This window comes from Streptomyces sp. NPDC031225, from assembly GCF_055570355.1.
This window is the reverse complement of record NZ_JBVIHJ010000016.1, coordinates 1-14,444: the sequence shown is the minus strand read 5'-3', so window position 1 is coordinate 14,444 and position 14,444 is coordinate 1. Positions and strand designations below refer to the sequence as shown.

General features: G+C 69.4%; 13 protein-coding genes and 3 pseudogenes. 10 read left to right on the top strand and 6 right to left on the bottom strand.

Going from position 1 to position 14,444, the window contains the following annotated elements; all coding sequences use genetic code 11:
* The first annotated feature begins 211 nt into the window (after positions 1-211).
* Entirely contained in the window at positions 212-1,063 is an 852-nt protein-coding gene (locus ACZ48Z_RS25925; protein ID WP_468738270.1) for a YihY/virulence factor BrkB family protein, read from the top strand.
* Positions 1,064-1,260: 197 nt separating this feature from the next.
* On the opposite strand, the gene ACZ48Z_RS25920 is transcribed toward ACZ48Z_RS25925, so the two are convergent.
* From ACZ48Z_RS25920 to ACZ48Z_RS25905, 4 genes are all read right to left on the bottom strand, one after another.
* Positions 1,261-2,103, bottom strand: a complete 843-nt coding sequence (locus tag ACZ48Z_RS25920; RefSeq protein WP_468738269.1) for an RNA polymerase sigma factor SigF — start codon at positions 2,101-2,103, stop codon at positions 1,261-1,263.
* Positions 2,104-2,368: 265 nt separating this feature from the next.
* Positions 2,369-4,078: a glycosyltransferase family 2 protein gene (locus ACZ48Z_RS25915; RefSeq protein ID WP_468738268.1), complete on the bottom strand. Its 1,710-nt coding sequence runs from the start codon at positions 4,076-4,078 to the stop codon at positions 2,369-2,371.
* A 295-nt stretch (positions 4,079-4,373) separates the two neighbouring features.
* Positions 4,374-4,751 (bottom strand): toxin Doc, encoded by a 378-nt coding sequence (locus tag ACZ48Z_RS25910; RefSeq protein WP_468738267.1) that lies wholly within the window; start codon positions 4,749-4,751, stop codon positions 4,374-4,376.
* Complete coding sequence (locus ACZ48Z_RS25905) at positions 4,751-4,990, bottom strand: hypothetical protein (RefSeq protein WP_468738266.1); 240 nt, start codon at positions 4,988-4,990, stop codon at positions 4,751-4,753. The genes ACZ48Z_RS25910 and ACZ48Z_RS25905 overlap by 1 nt, the downstream gene beginning before the upstream one ends.
* A gap of 330 nt (positions 4,991-5,320) precedes the next feature.
* On the opposite strand from ACZ48Z_RS25905, the gene ACZ48Z_RS25900 reads away from it, so the two are divergent.
* The 3 genes from ACZ48Z_RS25900 (at position 5,321) to ACZ48Z_RS25890 (ending at position 7,936) form a co-directional block, all read left to right on the top strand.
* On the top strand, positions 5,321-5,827 hold the full coding sequence (locus tag ACZ48Z_RS25900) for a SigE family RNA polymerase sigma factor (RefSeq protein WP_468738265.1): 507 nt from the start codon (positions 5,321-5,323) through the stop codon (positions 5,825-5,827).
* 139 nt (positions 5,828-5,966) lie between these two features.
* On the top strand, positions 5,967-6,215 hold the full coding sequence (locus tag ACZ48Z_RS25895) for a hypothetical protein (RefSeq protein WP_468738264.1): 249 nt from the start codon (positions 5,967-5,969) through the stop codon (positions 6,213-6,215).
* Between the two features lie 32 nt (positions 6,216-6,247).
* Complete coding sequence (locus ACZ48Z_RS25890; RefSeq protein ID WP_468738263.1) at positions 6,248-7,936, top strand: dolichyl-phosphate-mannose--protein mannosyltransferase; 1,689 nt, start codon at positions 6,248-6,250, stop codon at positions 7,934-7,936.
* A gap of 267 nt (positions 7,937-8,203) precedes the next feature.
* Here ACZ48Z_RS25890 and ACZ48Z_RS25885 read toward each other — a convergent pair whose 3' ends face one another.
* Positions 8,204-9,058 (bottom strand): class I SAM-dependent methyltransferase, encoded by an 855-nt coding sequence (locus ACZ48Z_RS25885; RefSeq protein WP_468738262.1) that lies wholly within the window; start codon positions 9,056-9,058, stop codon positions 8,204-8,206.
* Positions 9,059-9,115: 57 nt separating this feature from the next.
* Here ACZ48Z_RS25885 and ACZ48Z_RS25880 point away from each other — a divergent pair.
* The 6 genes and pseudogenes from ACZ48Z_RS25880 to ACZ48Z_RS25855 form a co-directional block, all read left to right on the top strand.
* Positions 9,116-9,970, top strand: a pseudogene (locus tag ACZ48Z_RS25880) (molybdopterin dinucleotide binding domain-containing protein); the annotation flags it as partial.
* A gap of 431 nt (positions 9,971-10,401) precedes the next feature.
* Positions 10,402-11,472: a hypothetical protein gene (locus tag ACZ48Z_RS25875; protein WP_468738261.1), complete on the top strand. Its 1,071-nt coding sequence runs from the start codon at positions 10,402-10,404 to the stop codon at positions 11,470-11,472.
* Positions 11,473-11,474: 2 nt separating this feature from the next.
* Positions 11,475-12,584, top strand: coding sequence for a hypothetical protein (locus tag ACZ48Z_RS25870; protein WP_468738260.1), 1,110 nt, complete (start codon positions 11,475-11,477; stop codon positions 12,582-12,584).
* A 443-nt stretch (positions 12,585-13,027) separates the two neighbouring features.
* Positions 13,028-13,243, top strand: a pseudogene (locus ACZ48Z_RS25865) (arabinofuranosidase catalytic domain-containing protein); the annotation flags it as partial.
* Between the two features lie 131 nt (positions 13,244-13,374).
* Positions 13,375-13,725: a VOC family protein gene (locus ACZ48Z_RS25860; RefSeq protein ID WP_468738259.1), complete on the top strand. Its 351-nt coding sequence runs from the start codon at positions 13,375-13,377 to the stop codon at positions 13,723-13,725.
* Between the two features lie 163 nt (positions 13,726-13,888).
* A complete protein-coding gene (locus ACZ48Z_RS25855; protein WP_468738258.1) occupies positions 13,889-14,257 on the top strand; it encodes a cupin domain-containing protein in 369 nt (122 codons plus the stop codon).
* 94 nt (positions 14,258-14,351) lie between these two features.
* Here ACZ48Z_RS25855 and araD read toward each other — a convergent pair.
* A pseudogene (gene araD, locus ACZ48Z_RS25850) lies at positions 14,352-14,444 on the bottom strand (L-ribulose-5-phosphate 4-epimerase); the annotation flags it as partial.

The following is a 14,444-nucleotide window of genomic DNA, read 5'->3' as shown; positions in this document are numbered from 1 at the left end:
GGCGATGCTCCGTTTGTGGAGGCGGCCCCGGGGAACCAGCCGAATATCGCGCGTCTCCAGGAAATTGCTGTGCCTTCTCCACCGAGCGCCACGAAATGGTCCCGGCCCGAAGCGCTTTCGGGAAGTCCCTCTTTCGAAAGCGTCGCCCAGTGATCCGGTGACCCGGCACACCCGGCAGGGTCCGAGGACGGAGAGTGAGAACATCCGCGTCATGGATGATGCAGGCAGTCGCACGGCCCGCTGGTGGGCGGCACTACGGCGGACACCGGTGACCGTCTGGGACGACGACGTCACGGACTGGGCTGCCGCGCTGACCTATTACGCGGTTCTGGCCCTGTTCCCGTTGGTGCTGGTCCTGCTCTCGATCCTGGGGCTGACCATGCCCACGGCCAGGCCGGACGTCATCGATCGCATGGTGCAGGCCGCGCCGACCGCGTCCCAGGCTCTGCTGCGCAGCACCCTGCAGCAGATGGCGGAACAGTCGTCGACGGCATGGACGTTGATCTTCGTCGGAGGCACGGGCGCCCTGTGGTCGGGGTGCAGTTATCTGAGCGTCTTCCGGCGTGCGCTGTACGCCATGGAGCGGACGAACGCCGCCCGGCCGGTCTGGCGTACCGCTCCGCGCATCATCGCCACGGCACTGGTCCTGATCGCCCTGCTCCTCACATCGACCCTCGCGTTGCTGCTCACCGGTGACCTGGCCCGGCGTCTGGGCAGCGTGCTGGATCTGGGCACCGGGCCCCGGTCGGCATGGGACGCACTGCGCTGGCCCGTCATAGCGGTGGTCGCCGTCGCCCTGGTGCTCGTTCTCTACCGTTCAGGCCCGGCCGCCTCGCGTCCTGTCCGGCGGATGGCTCCCGGGGGCGGCTTGGCGGTGGTGCTCCTGTTGGCCGTCTCCTTCGGATTCGCCATCTATACGTCACACGTCAGCACCTACAACCGTCTGTACGGTTCGCTGGCGGGTGCCGTGATCTTCCTGATCTGGTTGTGGCTGTCCAACCTGGCACTTCTGGTCGGCGCTCAGTTCAACGCGGAGTTGGCGAAGTCCGTTCGCAGGGACTGAGCCGAAAACGCCCCCACCGGAGGCCGTCCTGTCGCAGGTACGGCGGTGCGGTGAGGGCGAACGGCGGCGGTGCCCGGCCTGGCGGCGGAGTCCCGCGAGGTGAGGCGGTCCGTAGGTCGACGCCTTCTCATGTCCCGCGGCCGTAGCGGCTGCGGCGGACTATGAGAGCGGCTCCGACCTACGCGGACCGCCACCCGTCAGTGGGTGCTGAGCATTCCCTCGCGCAGACGGGCCAGGAGGCGCGTGATCAGGCGCGAGACGTGCATCTGGGAGACGCCGAGGCGCTCGCCGATCTGGGCCTGGGTGAGCTCGTCGACAAAGCGCCAGTGGATGATCTGCCGGTCGCGTTCGTCGAGTTCGGCGATCATCGGTGCCAGGGTGTGGAAGTCCTCGACCAGGCCGAGGGCGGCGTCCTCGTTGCCGATGAAGTCGGCCAGCGCGGCCTCGCCGTCCTCGCTGCCGCTGATCGCCGCGTCCAGGGAGGCCGACTTGTATCCGTTGGAGGCCAGTTGGGCCTCGATGACCTCCTGCTCCGGAAGGCTCATCAGCTCGGAGAGTTCCCGGACCGTCGGCGTACGGCCCAGGCGGGTGTTGAGTTCTTCACTGGCGCGCGCCAGCTGGACGCGGGCCTCCTGCAGTCGCCGGGGCACGTGCACGGCCCAGGAGGTGTCGCGGAAGAACCGCTTGATCTCGCCGACGATGTAGGGGACCGCGAAGGAGGTGAACTCCACCTCGCGAGTCAGCTCGAACCGGTCGATCGCCTTGATCAGACCGATCATGCCGACCTGGACGATGTCCTCCATCTCCTCCGGACCACGGCTGCGGAACCGGCCGGCCGCGTAGCGGACGAGGGACATGTTCATCTCGATCAGCGTGTTGCGCGCGTACTGGTACTCGGGCGTCCCTTCGTCCAGCACCGCGAGCTGGTCGAAGAACACCCTCGACAACTCTCGTGCGTCCCTGGGCGCGACCTTGGACGGTTCCGCGATCTCAGGAACCTCCAAGGTCTGCTGAGCGGCTTGCACGGTGGCCGTCGTCATGATGCGCCCCTCCCGGCTGATCGGTGTCTTCCTCGCCGGACCATCATCCGGCAAGCACCCGCATACCCCGGTCCCTGAACGACATTCCTCGAACTTTCGAAAAACATCGCGAGGTCTCTGACCTGCCCGACAGCGACCCTTGGTACGGACCATGCGGCGCATGCTGCGGAGCCACGCCTCACCGGAGCCAGGGGCGGTCCAGAGCGCCACGAAGATCTGGAGCGGCGCCGCCGGGCCGGCAGGAGCCTGTCGTCCTCTCCGCTTCTCAGCCGCCGCTCCAGGGATCCGCCCTGCGCGCCAGTTTCTTCGCCCGGCGGCGTACGTCCGGGGGGAGTTGATCGAGGACCGTACGGGCCGCTCGGCGCATGTGCGGGGCCGATGTGGCGCGCAGGAGGATGCGGTGCGGGAGCGTGGCCCGGCCCGGTGGGCGCACGGAGAGGCGAAGTTGGCCCGCCGGACCACCGCCCCAGCCCGAGATCACCAGGTGGGGCGGACTGCCGACCCTGACCGAGCCGAAGCCCGGACCTAGGCCCGCCCCGAAGCCCGGACCCGCACGGCGCGTTGCGTCGTCGCCACGCGTCACCCGCGCCCTGCGGCCCACCCCGAGGAGTTGTGCACTCGCCCACACCAGGTGCGTGCCGGGTTCCATCGGCCGGCCGCCGACCAGGGTGAGGGGGTCGATGACGGTTTCGCCGGTGAGCACAACACGGTGGCGGCCGCCACCCAGCGGTTGCGTGCACGGGATCAGGTCGGCATCCGGATACCACCACAGGTCCTGGACCGTGTCGTGGACGAGGAGTTCGCCGTGGGCGTGGCCAAGGGGGTGCGGCGCCTCCCAGCCCCGGGCGCCACGGATGCCGGCCAGCAGGTCGGGGTCGAGGAGCATACGGCCGTAGCGCTCGACGAGGGTGAGGGGTTCACCGTCGGCACGGCGCATGCCGATCGTGGTGGTGACATGGAGCTTTCCGTCACGCCAGCGGACGTCGTCGACGGTGACCTCGGGCCTGATGCCCTGGACCCGGCGGGCCAGTTCGACGAGGGATTCCAGATGGCCCTCCTCCAGCAGGTGCCCCCGCAGTCTGGTGAGGGCGGGGAGGCCGTCGCGGACACCGGGCGGGTAGGCGTCGAGGGCCATGCCGCGTACGACTTCGAAATGGCGTTCGAGGTTCTTGCCGGTGCGCTTGAGGACGCGGGGTTCGCCCACCGGGCGCAGGAGTTCCACGCGGTAGGAGCGGCGCAGCAGGTGGTCCTGCAGGGGGCCGGACCGGGTCTCCTGCTTGATGGCGTCGACGACGGTGCGCAGGTGACCGTAGTAGTCCTCCGGGGTGGTACCGCGGCTGCTGGTGTTGCCGCCGTCGTCCCGGCGCTTCCACACGTAGCAGGGGTGGTCGGCGAGGATCGAGACCGTCTTGGCACGCAAGTAGGCGCGGACCATGAAGAGCTGGTCCTCCAGCCGCACCGGGCCCTCGGGGAACCTGAGGTCGTGGGCGAGCAGGAAGTCGCGGCGGAACATCTTGTGCGGGGTGAGGCTCTCGATGAGGGGCGCGTCCTCGACCGTGCAGCGCTCGACGGTGCGCTTGAAGACGTTGCTCGGGCCCTGCATGGTGCCGATGACCTTGCCCAGGACGATGTCGGAACGGTTGCGGGTGGCCAGTCGATGCAGGTGTTCGAGGGCCGCCGGAGTCAACTCGTCGTCCTGGTCGACGAACTGGACGTACTCGCCGCGAGCCTCCCGGACGCCGACGTTGCGGGGTTTGCCCGGCCAGCCGGAGTTCTCCTGGTGGACCACGCGTACGTGCGCGTATGCGCCTGCCAGCGCGTCGAGCCGCTGCGGGGAGTCGTCGGTCGAACCGTCGTCGACGTAGATGATCTCGTACGCACCCTCCCCCAGCGTCTGGTGTAAGAGTGACGGCGCGCACAGGTCGATGTAAGGGCCCGCGTTGTAGACGGGTACCACGATGCTGACCTTGAGCATGAACGTGAACACTCCCCCCGGCGGAGACAAAGCGTCTCCTGTTGTTCTTTGGACGTTCAGGCTCTGGCAAAGGTTGTCCTATGCGAAACAATCCGGGCGAATGCCTTCAGGGGTCGCCTGTCCACCGTGCTGGTCAGGCACGGGATCAACGGAATCGACGGGATCGAACGGGAGCCCCGGTGGGCCCAGCGGCAACAAGCCGGCCTCGCCGGGCTTGGCGCCACGTGCACCGACCGCTCACTCGCTCACTCACAACGGGGCCGTGAGCTCCCGATTGCGGCAGCGACCGTTCCGCTCAGATCTTCCAGGAACGGATCTGGTCGGCGACCTCGGGGACCCGCAGGCGTGTGTCGCGGACCTTCCGCACGAGGTCGGACAGGGCACCGTAGGGCGGGTCGATGCCCTCGCCGGACTGGTCCATGTACTGGGCCGTGACGAACGCGGCGTAGAGGCTGTTGCGGTGCGGGAGCGGCTCCAGGCGCACGATGGTGTGCATGAGCGCGGCCGCACGCCACGCGGCGTCCGGATCGGCGGCCTGCAGGGTGGGGAGCTTGGTCCTGTGCCGGGCCACGGCGGCGACCAGGGCGGAGTAGTCAGCGACCGACATGTCCTCGGAGCCGAGGGCGGCCTCCTGGACATCGAGGAGCCAGGAGACGTCGACATGCAGGTGCATCAGGCGGCCGCAGCCCCACCGGGACGCTCGGACGGGGGCACTTCGTCGGGGAAGGCGTCGTCGAACTCCTCGCGCAGCCGGTCGGCCCAAGCGCTCGCGCCGGTGATGAACTGCTTGCGCTGCATCTCCCGGACCCCGAGGTCGTGCAGGTACTGCTTGAGGCTCTTGCCCTCGGCGGCCGCGGCCGCGCGCACGCCTTCGAGCTCTTCCTCGGTGAACGGCACGTTCAGGGATGGCATACGACCCATGGTACCTAGTAGGTACCGGACGTGTGAACCGGCAGCGGAACCGACCCGGGTCGTAGGCGCGGTCCACCGAGGCGCGGTCACCGCTGTTGCCGACGCCGCTTGCGGCCCGTGTGAGAGGGGCGGATGACCCTCAACTCCCCGTGAAATGTGGTCCACGCCACATACCTGGGGTGCATAGCGGGGTGGGGTCCAGTGTCTTGGTGAAGGGTGTAGGGGGTCCGCGGTCGCACCGCGGCGCGTGGTGGCGATCAAGGTGTGCGTCGCCGCCACGACGACGCGGTAGAGGCCGGTGAGTCCGGCAGGGGGCAAGGGGCGACGCTGATGGGGCAGTTGCGGGCCGATGGGTTCGACCGCTTCGTTGCGGATCGGTGGTCGGTGTTGCTCCACCTGGCGCGCCTGCTGACCGGCGGAGACCGGCACCGGGCCGAGGATCTGCTGCAAGAGGCGCTGGTCAAGCTGTGGTTCGTCTGGCCGAAGGTGGCCGAGCAGGCGCCCGAGGCGTATGTGCGCAAGGTACTGGCCCGTGCCGCGGCCCGCTCGGCACGGCGTCGCTGGTGGGGCGAGCGTCCCGTGGATCAGCTGCCCGATCCGCCCGGGGTGGCGGACGAGACCGCGGCCGTGGACGAACGGACCCGGCTCGAAGCCATGTTGGCATTGCTGCCGGCACGCCAGCGCGCTGCCGTCGTACTGCGCTACTACCAGGATCTGCCCGAGCAGCAGGTCGCCGAGGTGCTGGGGTGTCCGGTGGGTACCGCCCGCTCTCTCACGGCACGCGGTGTCGCGCGATTGCGGAGGCTGCTGCCCGATGCCGTCGAACCAGTGGAGTGAAGAGGGAGCCATGGATCACTTCGAGCAGGACCTGGCGCGGATGATGCGTGACAGCCGACAGGACATACCGTACGAAGACCGGCACCGACACCGCCTGCGAGCTGCCGTGCGCGCTCGGCAGCGGTCCCGGACGGCGTGGATGGCCACGGGCTCCGCGCTGGTGATCGCCGGCCTCGGGGTCGGGCTGATGGCTCTGTCGGGCTCCTTCGCTCATGGGGGCACCGCGCCCAGGCCTCGCCCCGGCATCTCTGCCGAGCCGGTCCCGGGACCGTCGATGGTCCGCACCGCGTCGACCGCCCAGGAGGGTTCGGCATCCACCGTCACCTCGACCTCTCGGCCGCTGCCGATGCCGTACCGCCTCACCGCGAGCGGAAAGCCCACCACGTGATCCACGGGAACGCGCCCGTGTCATCCGGCCCCGTGACACGGAACACGGCGGATCGCCGGCCGATCTCCTGGCAGCGGCGACTGCGCGATCTCGGGTACGTCCGGCGCCCCAAAAGCGCGCACACGTCCGTGCGGGACCGCCTGATCGCACCGTTTCCCGCACCACGGCCGCAGCTGTGGCACGCGCTCGGGCTGTCCCCGGCGGCGGCACGCTGGTCGGGGTGGGGCGGACCACTGCTTGTGACATTGCTCGCCGGGCTGCCGCGCTTCTGGCGTCTGGGCAGCCCACACGCGGTGGTGTTCGACGAGACGTACTACGCCAAGGACGGCTGGTCCTTGCTGCGGCTCGGTTATGAGGGCACCTGGCCGGACCGCAAAATCGCCGACCCGCAGATCATGGCCGACCCGCAGGTGATTCCCCTCTCCGACACCGGCTCCTTCGTCGCACACCCGCCCACGGGCAAGTGGGTCATAGCCGCCGGTGAGTGGATGTTCGGTCTCACCCCCTTCGGCTGGCGCTTCATGACAGCGGTACTCGGCACACTGTCGGTGCTGATGCTGTGCCGGGCAGGACGCCGTCTGTTCCGTTCGACCCTGCTGGGATGCCTCGCCGGGGCACTGATGGCGGTGGACGGCCTGCACTACGTCATGAGCCGCACCGCTCTGCTCGACCTCGTCGTCATGTTCTTCGTACTCGCGGCGTTCGCGAGTCTGCTCATCGACCGCGACCACGCACGCGCCCGGCTCGCGGCAGCCCTGCCCGCAGACCAGGACGGCTGGGTACGCCCCGACGCGCACACCGGGGACCACGCCGGAACGGGAGTACGGCCCTGGCGAGCCGCAGCCGGCCTGTTCCTGGGGCTGGCGGCCTCGACCAAGTGGAACGGTCTGTACTTCCTCGTCCTCTTCGTGATCCTCACCCTGCTGTGGGATGTCGGCGCACGCCGCGTGGCGGGAGCGCGCCATCCCTACCGCGCGGTGCTGCGCAGAGACCTGGGCCGGTCGGTGCTGACCATCGTCCCGGTCGCCGGCGTGACGTACCTGGCGACATGGACCGGCTGGTTCCTGTCCGACGACGGTTACGGACGCCACTGGGCGGATGGCCGCGGCGGCGCATGGTCGTGGATTCCGGCACCGTTGCGCAGCCTGTGGCACTACGAGTCGGGGGTGTACCGGTTCAACATCGGTCTGCACATTCCGCACAAGTACGAGTCGAATCCGTGGAGTTGGCCGGTCATGGGCCGGCCCGTGCTGTTCCACTACCAGTCACCCCGCCCGGGCGCCGACGGCTGCCACACGGCGACCAACTGTTCGCAGACGGTCCTCGCCCTGGGCACACCACTGCTGTGGTGGGCGGCGTGCTGCGCGCTCGGCTACCTGCTCTACCGGTGGGCCCTGCGACGCGACTGGCGCGCCGGTGCCATCCTGTGTGCGGTGGGCGCCGGTTATCTGCCGTGGTTCCTGTACCAGGACCGCACGATCTTCTCCTTCTACGCGATCGTCTTCGTGCCGTACCTGTGCCTGGCCGTCACCATGATGTCGGCAGCCCTGCTGGGACCGCCGGGAGCAGCCCACGGACGCCGGGTACGCGGCGCGGTGGCCGCGGGTGTGCTCGTCCTGCTCATCGCCTGGAACTTCATCTATTTCTTCCCGATCTACTCCGGGCAGACGATCCCGTATGCCGACTGGCACGCCAGGATGTGGCTCGACACCTGGATCTGAGGCCTGCCGGACCGGACGGCGACGCCGCATGCAGCCATCCCCGTGCTCCCGTGCTCGCGGTAAGCGGTTTCAGGGGGTGGTCCGCCCAGGGGCGTGAGGACAGGCGCGCGACGGTTGCGGGTGCGGCCGTAGCCCGTGACCTGCGTCCACGTCCGGGCATGTCGCGCGCACGCGGTGCCGGGGCGGCGGGCGAGCGTCAGGCCAGCAACCTCTGCGCCGCCGCCCCAGGAACGCGTCATGACCGACGACAGTGGTTGCCGGCGACTCCTAGCGGCGTACCGCCGAGATCAACCCGCCCGGGCCCTCGTCCCGCTGCGGCGGGGTGCTGATCGGGCGGCCGTAGGCGGCGGCGCGGTCGCGCAGGGTGAAGGCCTCCGCGTCCCAGCCGAGCCCGGAGAGCCAGCCCACCGGGTCCTCGGGCATCTCCGAGACCCACATGGAGGCGGGCGAGCCCGATGCGGCGTCGTCGGCGAAGCGGGCGAGCACACCGCGCGACCCCAGAGTCAGACCCATCCGGCTGCCCGTCGCGGACAGCTCACCGACCCGGTCGAGCAGCAGTTCCACCGCGTCCTCGGGAAGGTAGATCAGCAGTCCCTCGGCGATCCACACCGTCGGCAGCGCCGGGTCGTGCCCCGCGGCGGCCAACGCACCCGGCCAGTCCTCGCGGAGGTCCACCGCGACGGTGATCCGCTCACAGCCGGGTACGGCACCCTCCTGGCGCAGCACCGATTCCTTGAAGTCCAACGGCTCGGCGGTGTCGACCTCGAACAGCCTGGTGGCCGCGGGCCAGCTCAACCGGAAGGCCCTGCTGTCCATTCCGGCGCCGAGCAGAACGACCTGCCGGATACCGGCCTCGGCGGCCCGGTCCAGCAGGTCGTCCAGAAACTTCGTCCTGATGATGATCGAGGAGGCCACCCCGAGCCAGCGCCGCCGCTCGGCCTCGTTGCCGCGCTCGGGCCGCCGCGAACCCGGGCCGACTCCCCCGGCGGTGGCGAAGGCGAGCGCCAGCGGATCCCGGAACAGCGGGTCCTCCCGTGCCGTCTCCAGGGCCCTCACCCGCGCCACGCCCACAGCCGTCGCCCATACACCGGACGGCTCCACCCGGCCCCGTGCCTCTGTCATGCAGGCAGCCTAACTCGCACGATGCGGCCGACTTCGCCTGGAGCAGCCGCAGTTGGGATGCGCTCGTGCCGGCTGACCGCCCACATCTCCACCAAGCTGAACCGGTCCCACACCGTCTGCGGTGATACGGCGCTGATCCTGCCGACCCTCGGCCGCACCGAGCGGGACATCCAGGCCAACGGCGAACAGTTCGTCACGGTGGAGAACTCCATGAGCGAGGTGCACACCTCCACGGGGCGCCTCGCACCGGCATCCCATCTGCTCCTCAGCGAGGTCGCCATCCTGTGCCGGCTCGCCCGCCGCACCCTCGACGGCAAGGCGGACATCCCCTGGGACCGGTTCGAAGGGGACTACGGCACGATCCGTGACCGTATCTCCCGTATCGTGCCGGGGTTCCACGACTTCAATGCGCGGGTGTCGCGTCCGGGCGGCTTCCAACTGCCCAACCCCGTCAACGAGGGCGTGTTCAACACCTCGGCGGGCAAAGCGCTGTTCACCCGCAACGAGCCGGTGGTCCCGAAGGCGCCCGAGGGGCATCTGCTGTTGCAGACCCTGCGCTCGCACGACCAGTGGAACACCATCCCCTACACGCTCAACGACCGGTACCGCGGCGTCCACGGAAGCCGCCACGTCGTCCTCGTCAACCCGGTCGACCTCTCCGCACTCGGCCTCGCCCAGGGCGACCGCGTCGACCTGGTGAGCGTCTGGGCGGACGGCGTCGAGCGCCGGGCCGAGAACTTCGAGGTCGTTCCTTATCCGACCGCGCCGGGCTCCGCGGCCGCCTACTACCCCGAGACCAACGTCCTGGTGCCGCTGGACAGCGTCGCCGACATCAGCAACCAGCCGACGTCGAAGGGCCTCGTCGTCCGCCTTGACCCCAAGCCCGACCGGGCCACACCGGCTCGCACCTGACTGAGGCCGAAGGAATGGTGCGGCCCGCGGCGACCGCGGGCCGCACTCGACATTCCGGACGCGCCGGTCCATCACCGGACCGCACAAGCTCAGTGTCCGCGCCCGGGGCCGGGCAAGAGCCCCTACGGCCCGGCCGCGAGCGCCCCGCTCGACACCAACACCCTCGCAGCCCCGCAGCCCCAAGCGGTCGGCCACCCGCCTGCGGCAGCAACTCCCATTCCGACAGACGCAGTTGTTCATGACACCGCCGCGCGCAAGCGACGCCCCGCGCTACATCGCACAGCGCCGTCCGTGACCGCAGGCGAACCGAATGCGCTCGCGCCTCCAGCAGCCCCACGCCCCTCGGTGGTCGCCACGATCGGCCGAATGAGGTCTGTCCACGGCCCGTGAAGGCCAATAGCGTGTGCGGCCTTCGCGCTCTGGGAGGTCCCATGAACGGTCTCCGTGCGGTCGTCCTCTGTCTGGTGATCGCGTGTGTCGCGGCGGTGTCGCCGGCTGCGGCCGTGACCCCGGGTGCCGCAGTACCGCCGAGTTGGTCGGCGCTTCCAGTGCCCGCCGCGACCCCGCCGGTGACCGTGTCCGATCTCGCCGCCCGCGGGCCGGGTGAGGCGTGGGCGACCGGGTACGAGCAGGCCGCCGACGGGCTGCGGCCTATGTTGTACCGGTGGGACGGCACGGCGTGGAGCCGGGACACCACGTTCCCCGGCGCCGGTGAACCGGGCTGGCTCGGCAAGGTGCAGTTCGTCGGCAAGGAAGTGTGGATCTTCCACAACCGCGCGGGGAACGGCGAGATCTTGCGCCGGTCGGCGGGAGGGTGGAGCACCGTCCCCGTGCCGCAGACCCTGTGGACCTACCAGGACTTCACCGCGGTTCAGGGTGCCGCGTGGGTGGTCGGTGAGGACGACACCGGGCTGAAGGTGTTGCACTACGACGGCTCCGGCTGGACCGCACAGACCACCCCGGACGGAGTGCTGTTCCTGATGGGGATCACCGCGCGGACCGCCGACGACGCCTGGGCCTGGGCGGACACCAGCAACGGGACGGCCGTTCTGCGCTGGGACGGCACGGCGTGGCGGGACGCGAAGGTGCCGCTGCCGTCGAACAGCAACGTGCACACGATCCTGCTCGAACCGTCCGGCCGGATCACGATCGGCGGCAGCCAGTACGTCGACGGCGCGGCCCGCACCTACCTGATGACCAGGACCGGGCACCGAGCCTGGCGCACCACGTACCCACCGCTGGGCGACACCTATACCGAGGGCATGGTGCGCGGCCCGGACGGAGCACTGTGGCTGCCCGTACGCAGCGACCGCGCGTTCCAGTCGAAGTACGCGCGCATCGACGGCCCGCGCACCACCTTCTCCTACGGCCCGGAGCGCACGAACGCGATCGACGTCAAACCGCGTGTCCTGGCGAGCACCGGACGCTCACTCCTGTCCTTCGGGACCGTCGAGATCTACGGCTCGAAACCGAACCTGATGAGCGAGCGCCTGGGAGGCTGACCATGGCACGAAGACTTCTCGTCGCGGCCCTCACTGTCGTCATGACCCTGGTGGCGATCATGAGCTCGGCCGCGGCGGACACCCTGTCCTGGCAACACGTCCCCGTACCGGCCCAGGTGCGCCCACAGGCCGGGCTGAACGAAGCCGTGGCCTTCGGGCCGGACCGGGCATGGGCGGTGGGCACCGACGCTGTGGGCCGCGAGGCACCGGGCTTTCCGCTGGTGCTGCGCTGGGACGGATCCGCGTGGCAGCGCCAGAGTCTGCCAGGGATCGGCTGGCAGGGAGAACTGCTGTCCGTAGCCGCGACCTCACCGACCGCGGTCTGGGCGGCGGGCCGTGACGCGGCGAGGGGCGCCCGTCTGCTCCGCTTCGACGGAATCGCCTGGTCCGAGAGCCGGCCGCCCAGCGGTGTCGTTCCGACGAAACTCGTCTCAGGCGGCGATGAGACCTGGCTGATCGGGTCGCGCGACGGCGCACAGGTGCTGCTGCGCTGGGACGGGAACGGCTGGCGGGACCTGCCCGTGCCGCCCGGGTCCGTGTACGGACTGCACATCCTGGCGGCGGCCGACGTCTGGGCGGCGGGCGCCACCGACTCGGGGGCGGCCGTGTCGCACTGGAACGGGCAGGTGTGGCAGCAGACGATCGTGGACGGGTTCCCGCGGTCGGCGGTGGGCAGTGTGCTGGCGGTCTCGCCGACGGAGGTGTGGGCGGGTGGCACGGCCGGGTTCGTCGGCGGCCCGCCGGGCCGGCCGGTCCCGCCCCTGCTGGTCCGCTGGGACGGACAGAACTGGAGCCGGGTGACCGTGCCCACCGATTTCGGCTCGATCAGCTCACTGGCACCCACCACGTCCGGCGAGCTGGCCTGGGTCGCGGTGGGCCGCTCGCAGAAGTGGGGCCCACCGGGCAGCACTCCCCCGCTTGTCTCCGGCCCGGACTTCCTCGCGTGGAACGGACAGTCCTTCACCGAGTACAGCGAACCGGCGGTGGCCGGAGAGGGGGACTCCTGGGCGCCACGGCTGGCGCCGGTGCCGGGCACCGCGACGGTGTGGTCGGTCGGCCGCGCCGACGGTCCCGAAGGCACCTTCGCCCCGCGCATCCTGCGGTTCGGCTGAGCCGACGCAGAGGGAGGGGCGGTGGGCCGGTCGAGGTGCGGCCGGTTTTAGGGCGGTTCTGCGCGAACGCAGGACACGGTCGCTCATGGCATCCGGGCCGGCACCTGAACCGGCAGATGTCAGAGGAGGAAGCCCAGGCGGGGGACGTCATATCCGGTCGGGCGTTCGCGATGTTGAGCGTGTCCGGGTCCTGCGTACCGCTCCCCCACGGTGATCAGACATGGGGGAGATCACGGTCCACCGCGCGGGGACGACGGCCGTGTCGTCGCCCGGCGCGCAACGCGATGTGTCCAGGGGTCGGTCCGGGAGCCGCGGTCCGCTCGCGTGCGCAGACGATCCGTGCCGGCGAGGCGTGGGCAGAGGGGTGTGGAAGTTCTTCACCCAGTTCTGACCGCCGACCGCACCTTCCGCGGTCGTCGCCCCACAACCAGAGGAGTCATTCCATGACCATCCGACAGTGGTTACGCCGCTCCCCGCGCGCCCTCCTGGCAACAGGAGCGGCAACCGCGCTCGGCACCGGCATCCTCGCCGGCACGGCCCCGGCCTCCCAGGCCGCCGGCTCTCTGCCCTGCGACCTCTACGCCGCCGGCGGCACCCCCTGCGTGGCGGCCCACAGCACCACCCGCGCGTTGTACCCCTCCTACAACGGCCCCCTCTACTGAGCCGCGTACGGAGGCCGTCTTCGTCCTGCGTCGACCGATTGAGGGAAAGCCGACTGTCCAATTGATCCGCGACATTCCGTATGAAGTGACAGCATCGCGCTGTCTCTGCGAGGACTTACCCTGGCCGCGTGATCAATGGCGGACATGTCATCATCTACAGCCGTGACGCGGAAGCGGACCGGGCCTTCTTCAAGAATGTGCTGGAGTATCCGCACGTTGACGCGGGAGGCGGCTGGCTGATCTTCAAGCTTCCGCCGGCCGAGGTCGCCGTGCATCCCACGGACGGCCCGGAGACGCAGGAGCTCTACCTGATGTGCGACGACGTCGATGCAACCGTGGCGGATCTGACCGCGAAGGGCGTCGAGTTCACGCAGCCACTCACTGATGCGCGCTGGGGACGGCTGGCCAGGTTCCGTCTGCCGGGTGGCGGCGAGGTGGGCTTGTACGAGCCCCGCCATGAGCGGGCCACCGACCTGTAAGGCCCGACAAGCTGTCTCCAAGACCTGTGCCCGAAGGTGTCGGCGAGGCGACGTTGCCGGGACTCGCATCCACATCAAATGCTTCGCCGCCGCCTTCGAGATCCAGGCTCAGATAAAGAATCACATACTTCCGTTCCTGTCATGCCTGATATTCTTCCGCTTCATGGAAGGCGAAATTTACACAGGAAATGCGGGCGAGGACGCCCCCTTGGATCGAGGGTGGATTCTCGGACACTTCAAGGACATCGATGACCCTCGTCACACCCAGGCGGTGGAAGTCAAGTGGGGTATCCACCCGCGCGGCGACGAGCGTTTGGAGTGGGTGAGGGGCGAAGAGCGCACCGCTCTCCTCGTACTCATCAGCGGCCAGTTTCGCGTGGATTTTCCAAACCGCAGCATTGTTCTGGAAAAGCAGGGAGATTACGTTGTCTGGGGGCCTGGAGTCGACCACTCCTGGTTCGCGGAAGAAGAATCCGTGTTGTTGACGGTTCGATGGCCGTCTGTGCCCGGTTACGCGGTCTCACAGGAATAGCCTGTTTTTCCATCCACCCCTCTTTCCGCTACAGGGCTCCGCTCATAGTCATTTCCAGCGAAGGTGCTCCGGTCGACCGGAGCACCTTTCGTCGTCAGTTGGTGGTGGGGTTGCCGTAGTAGGCGTTGGGTCCGTGTTTGCGGGTGTAGTGGCGGTTGAGGAGGTGGGGTGGGGGTGGGGTGGTGGG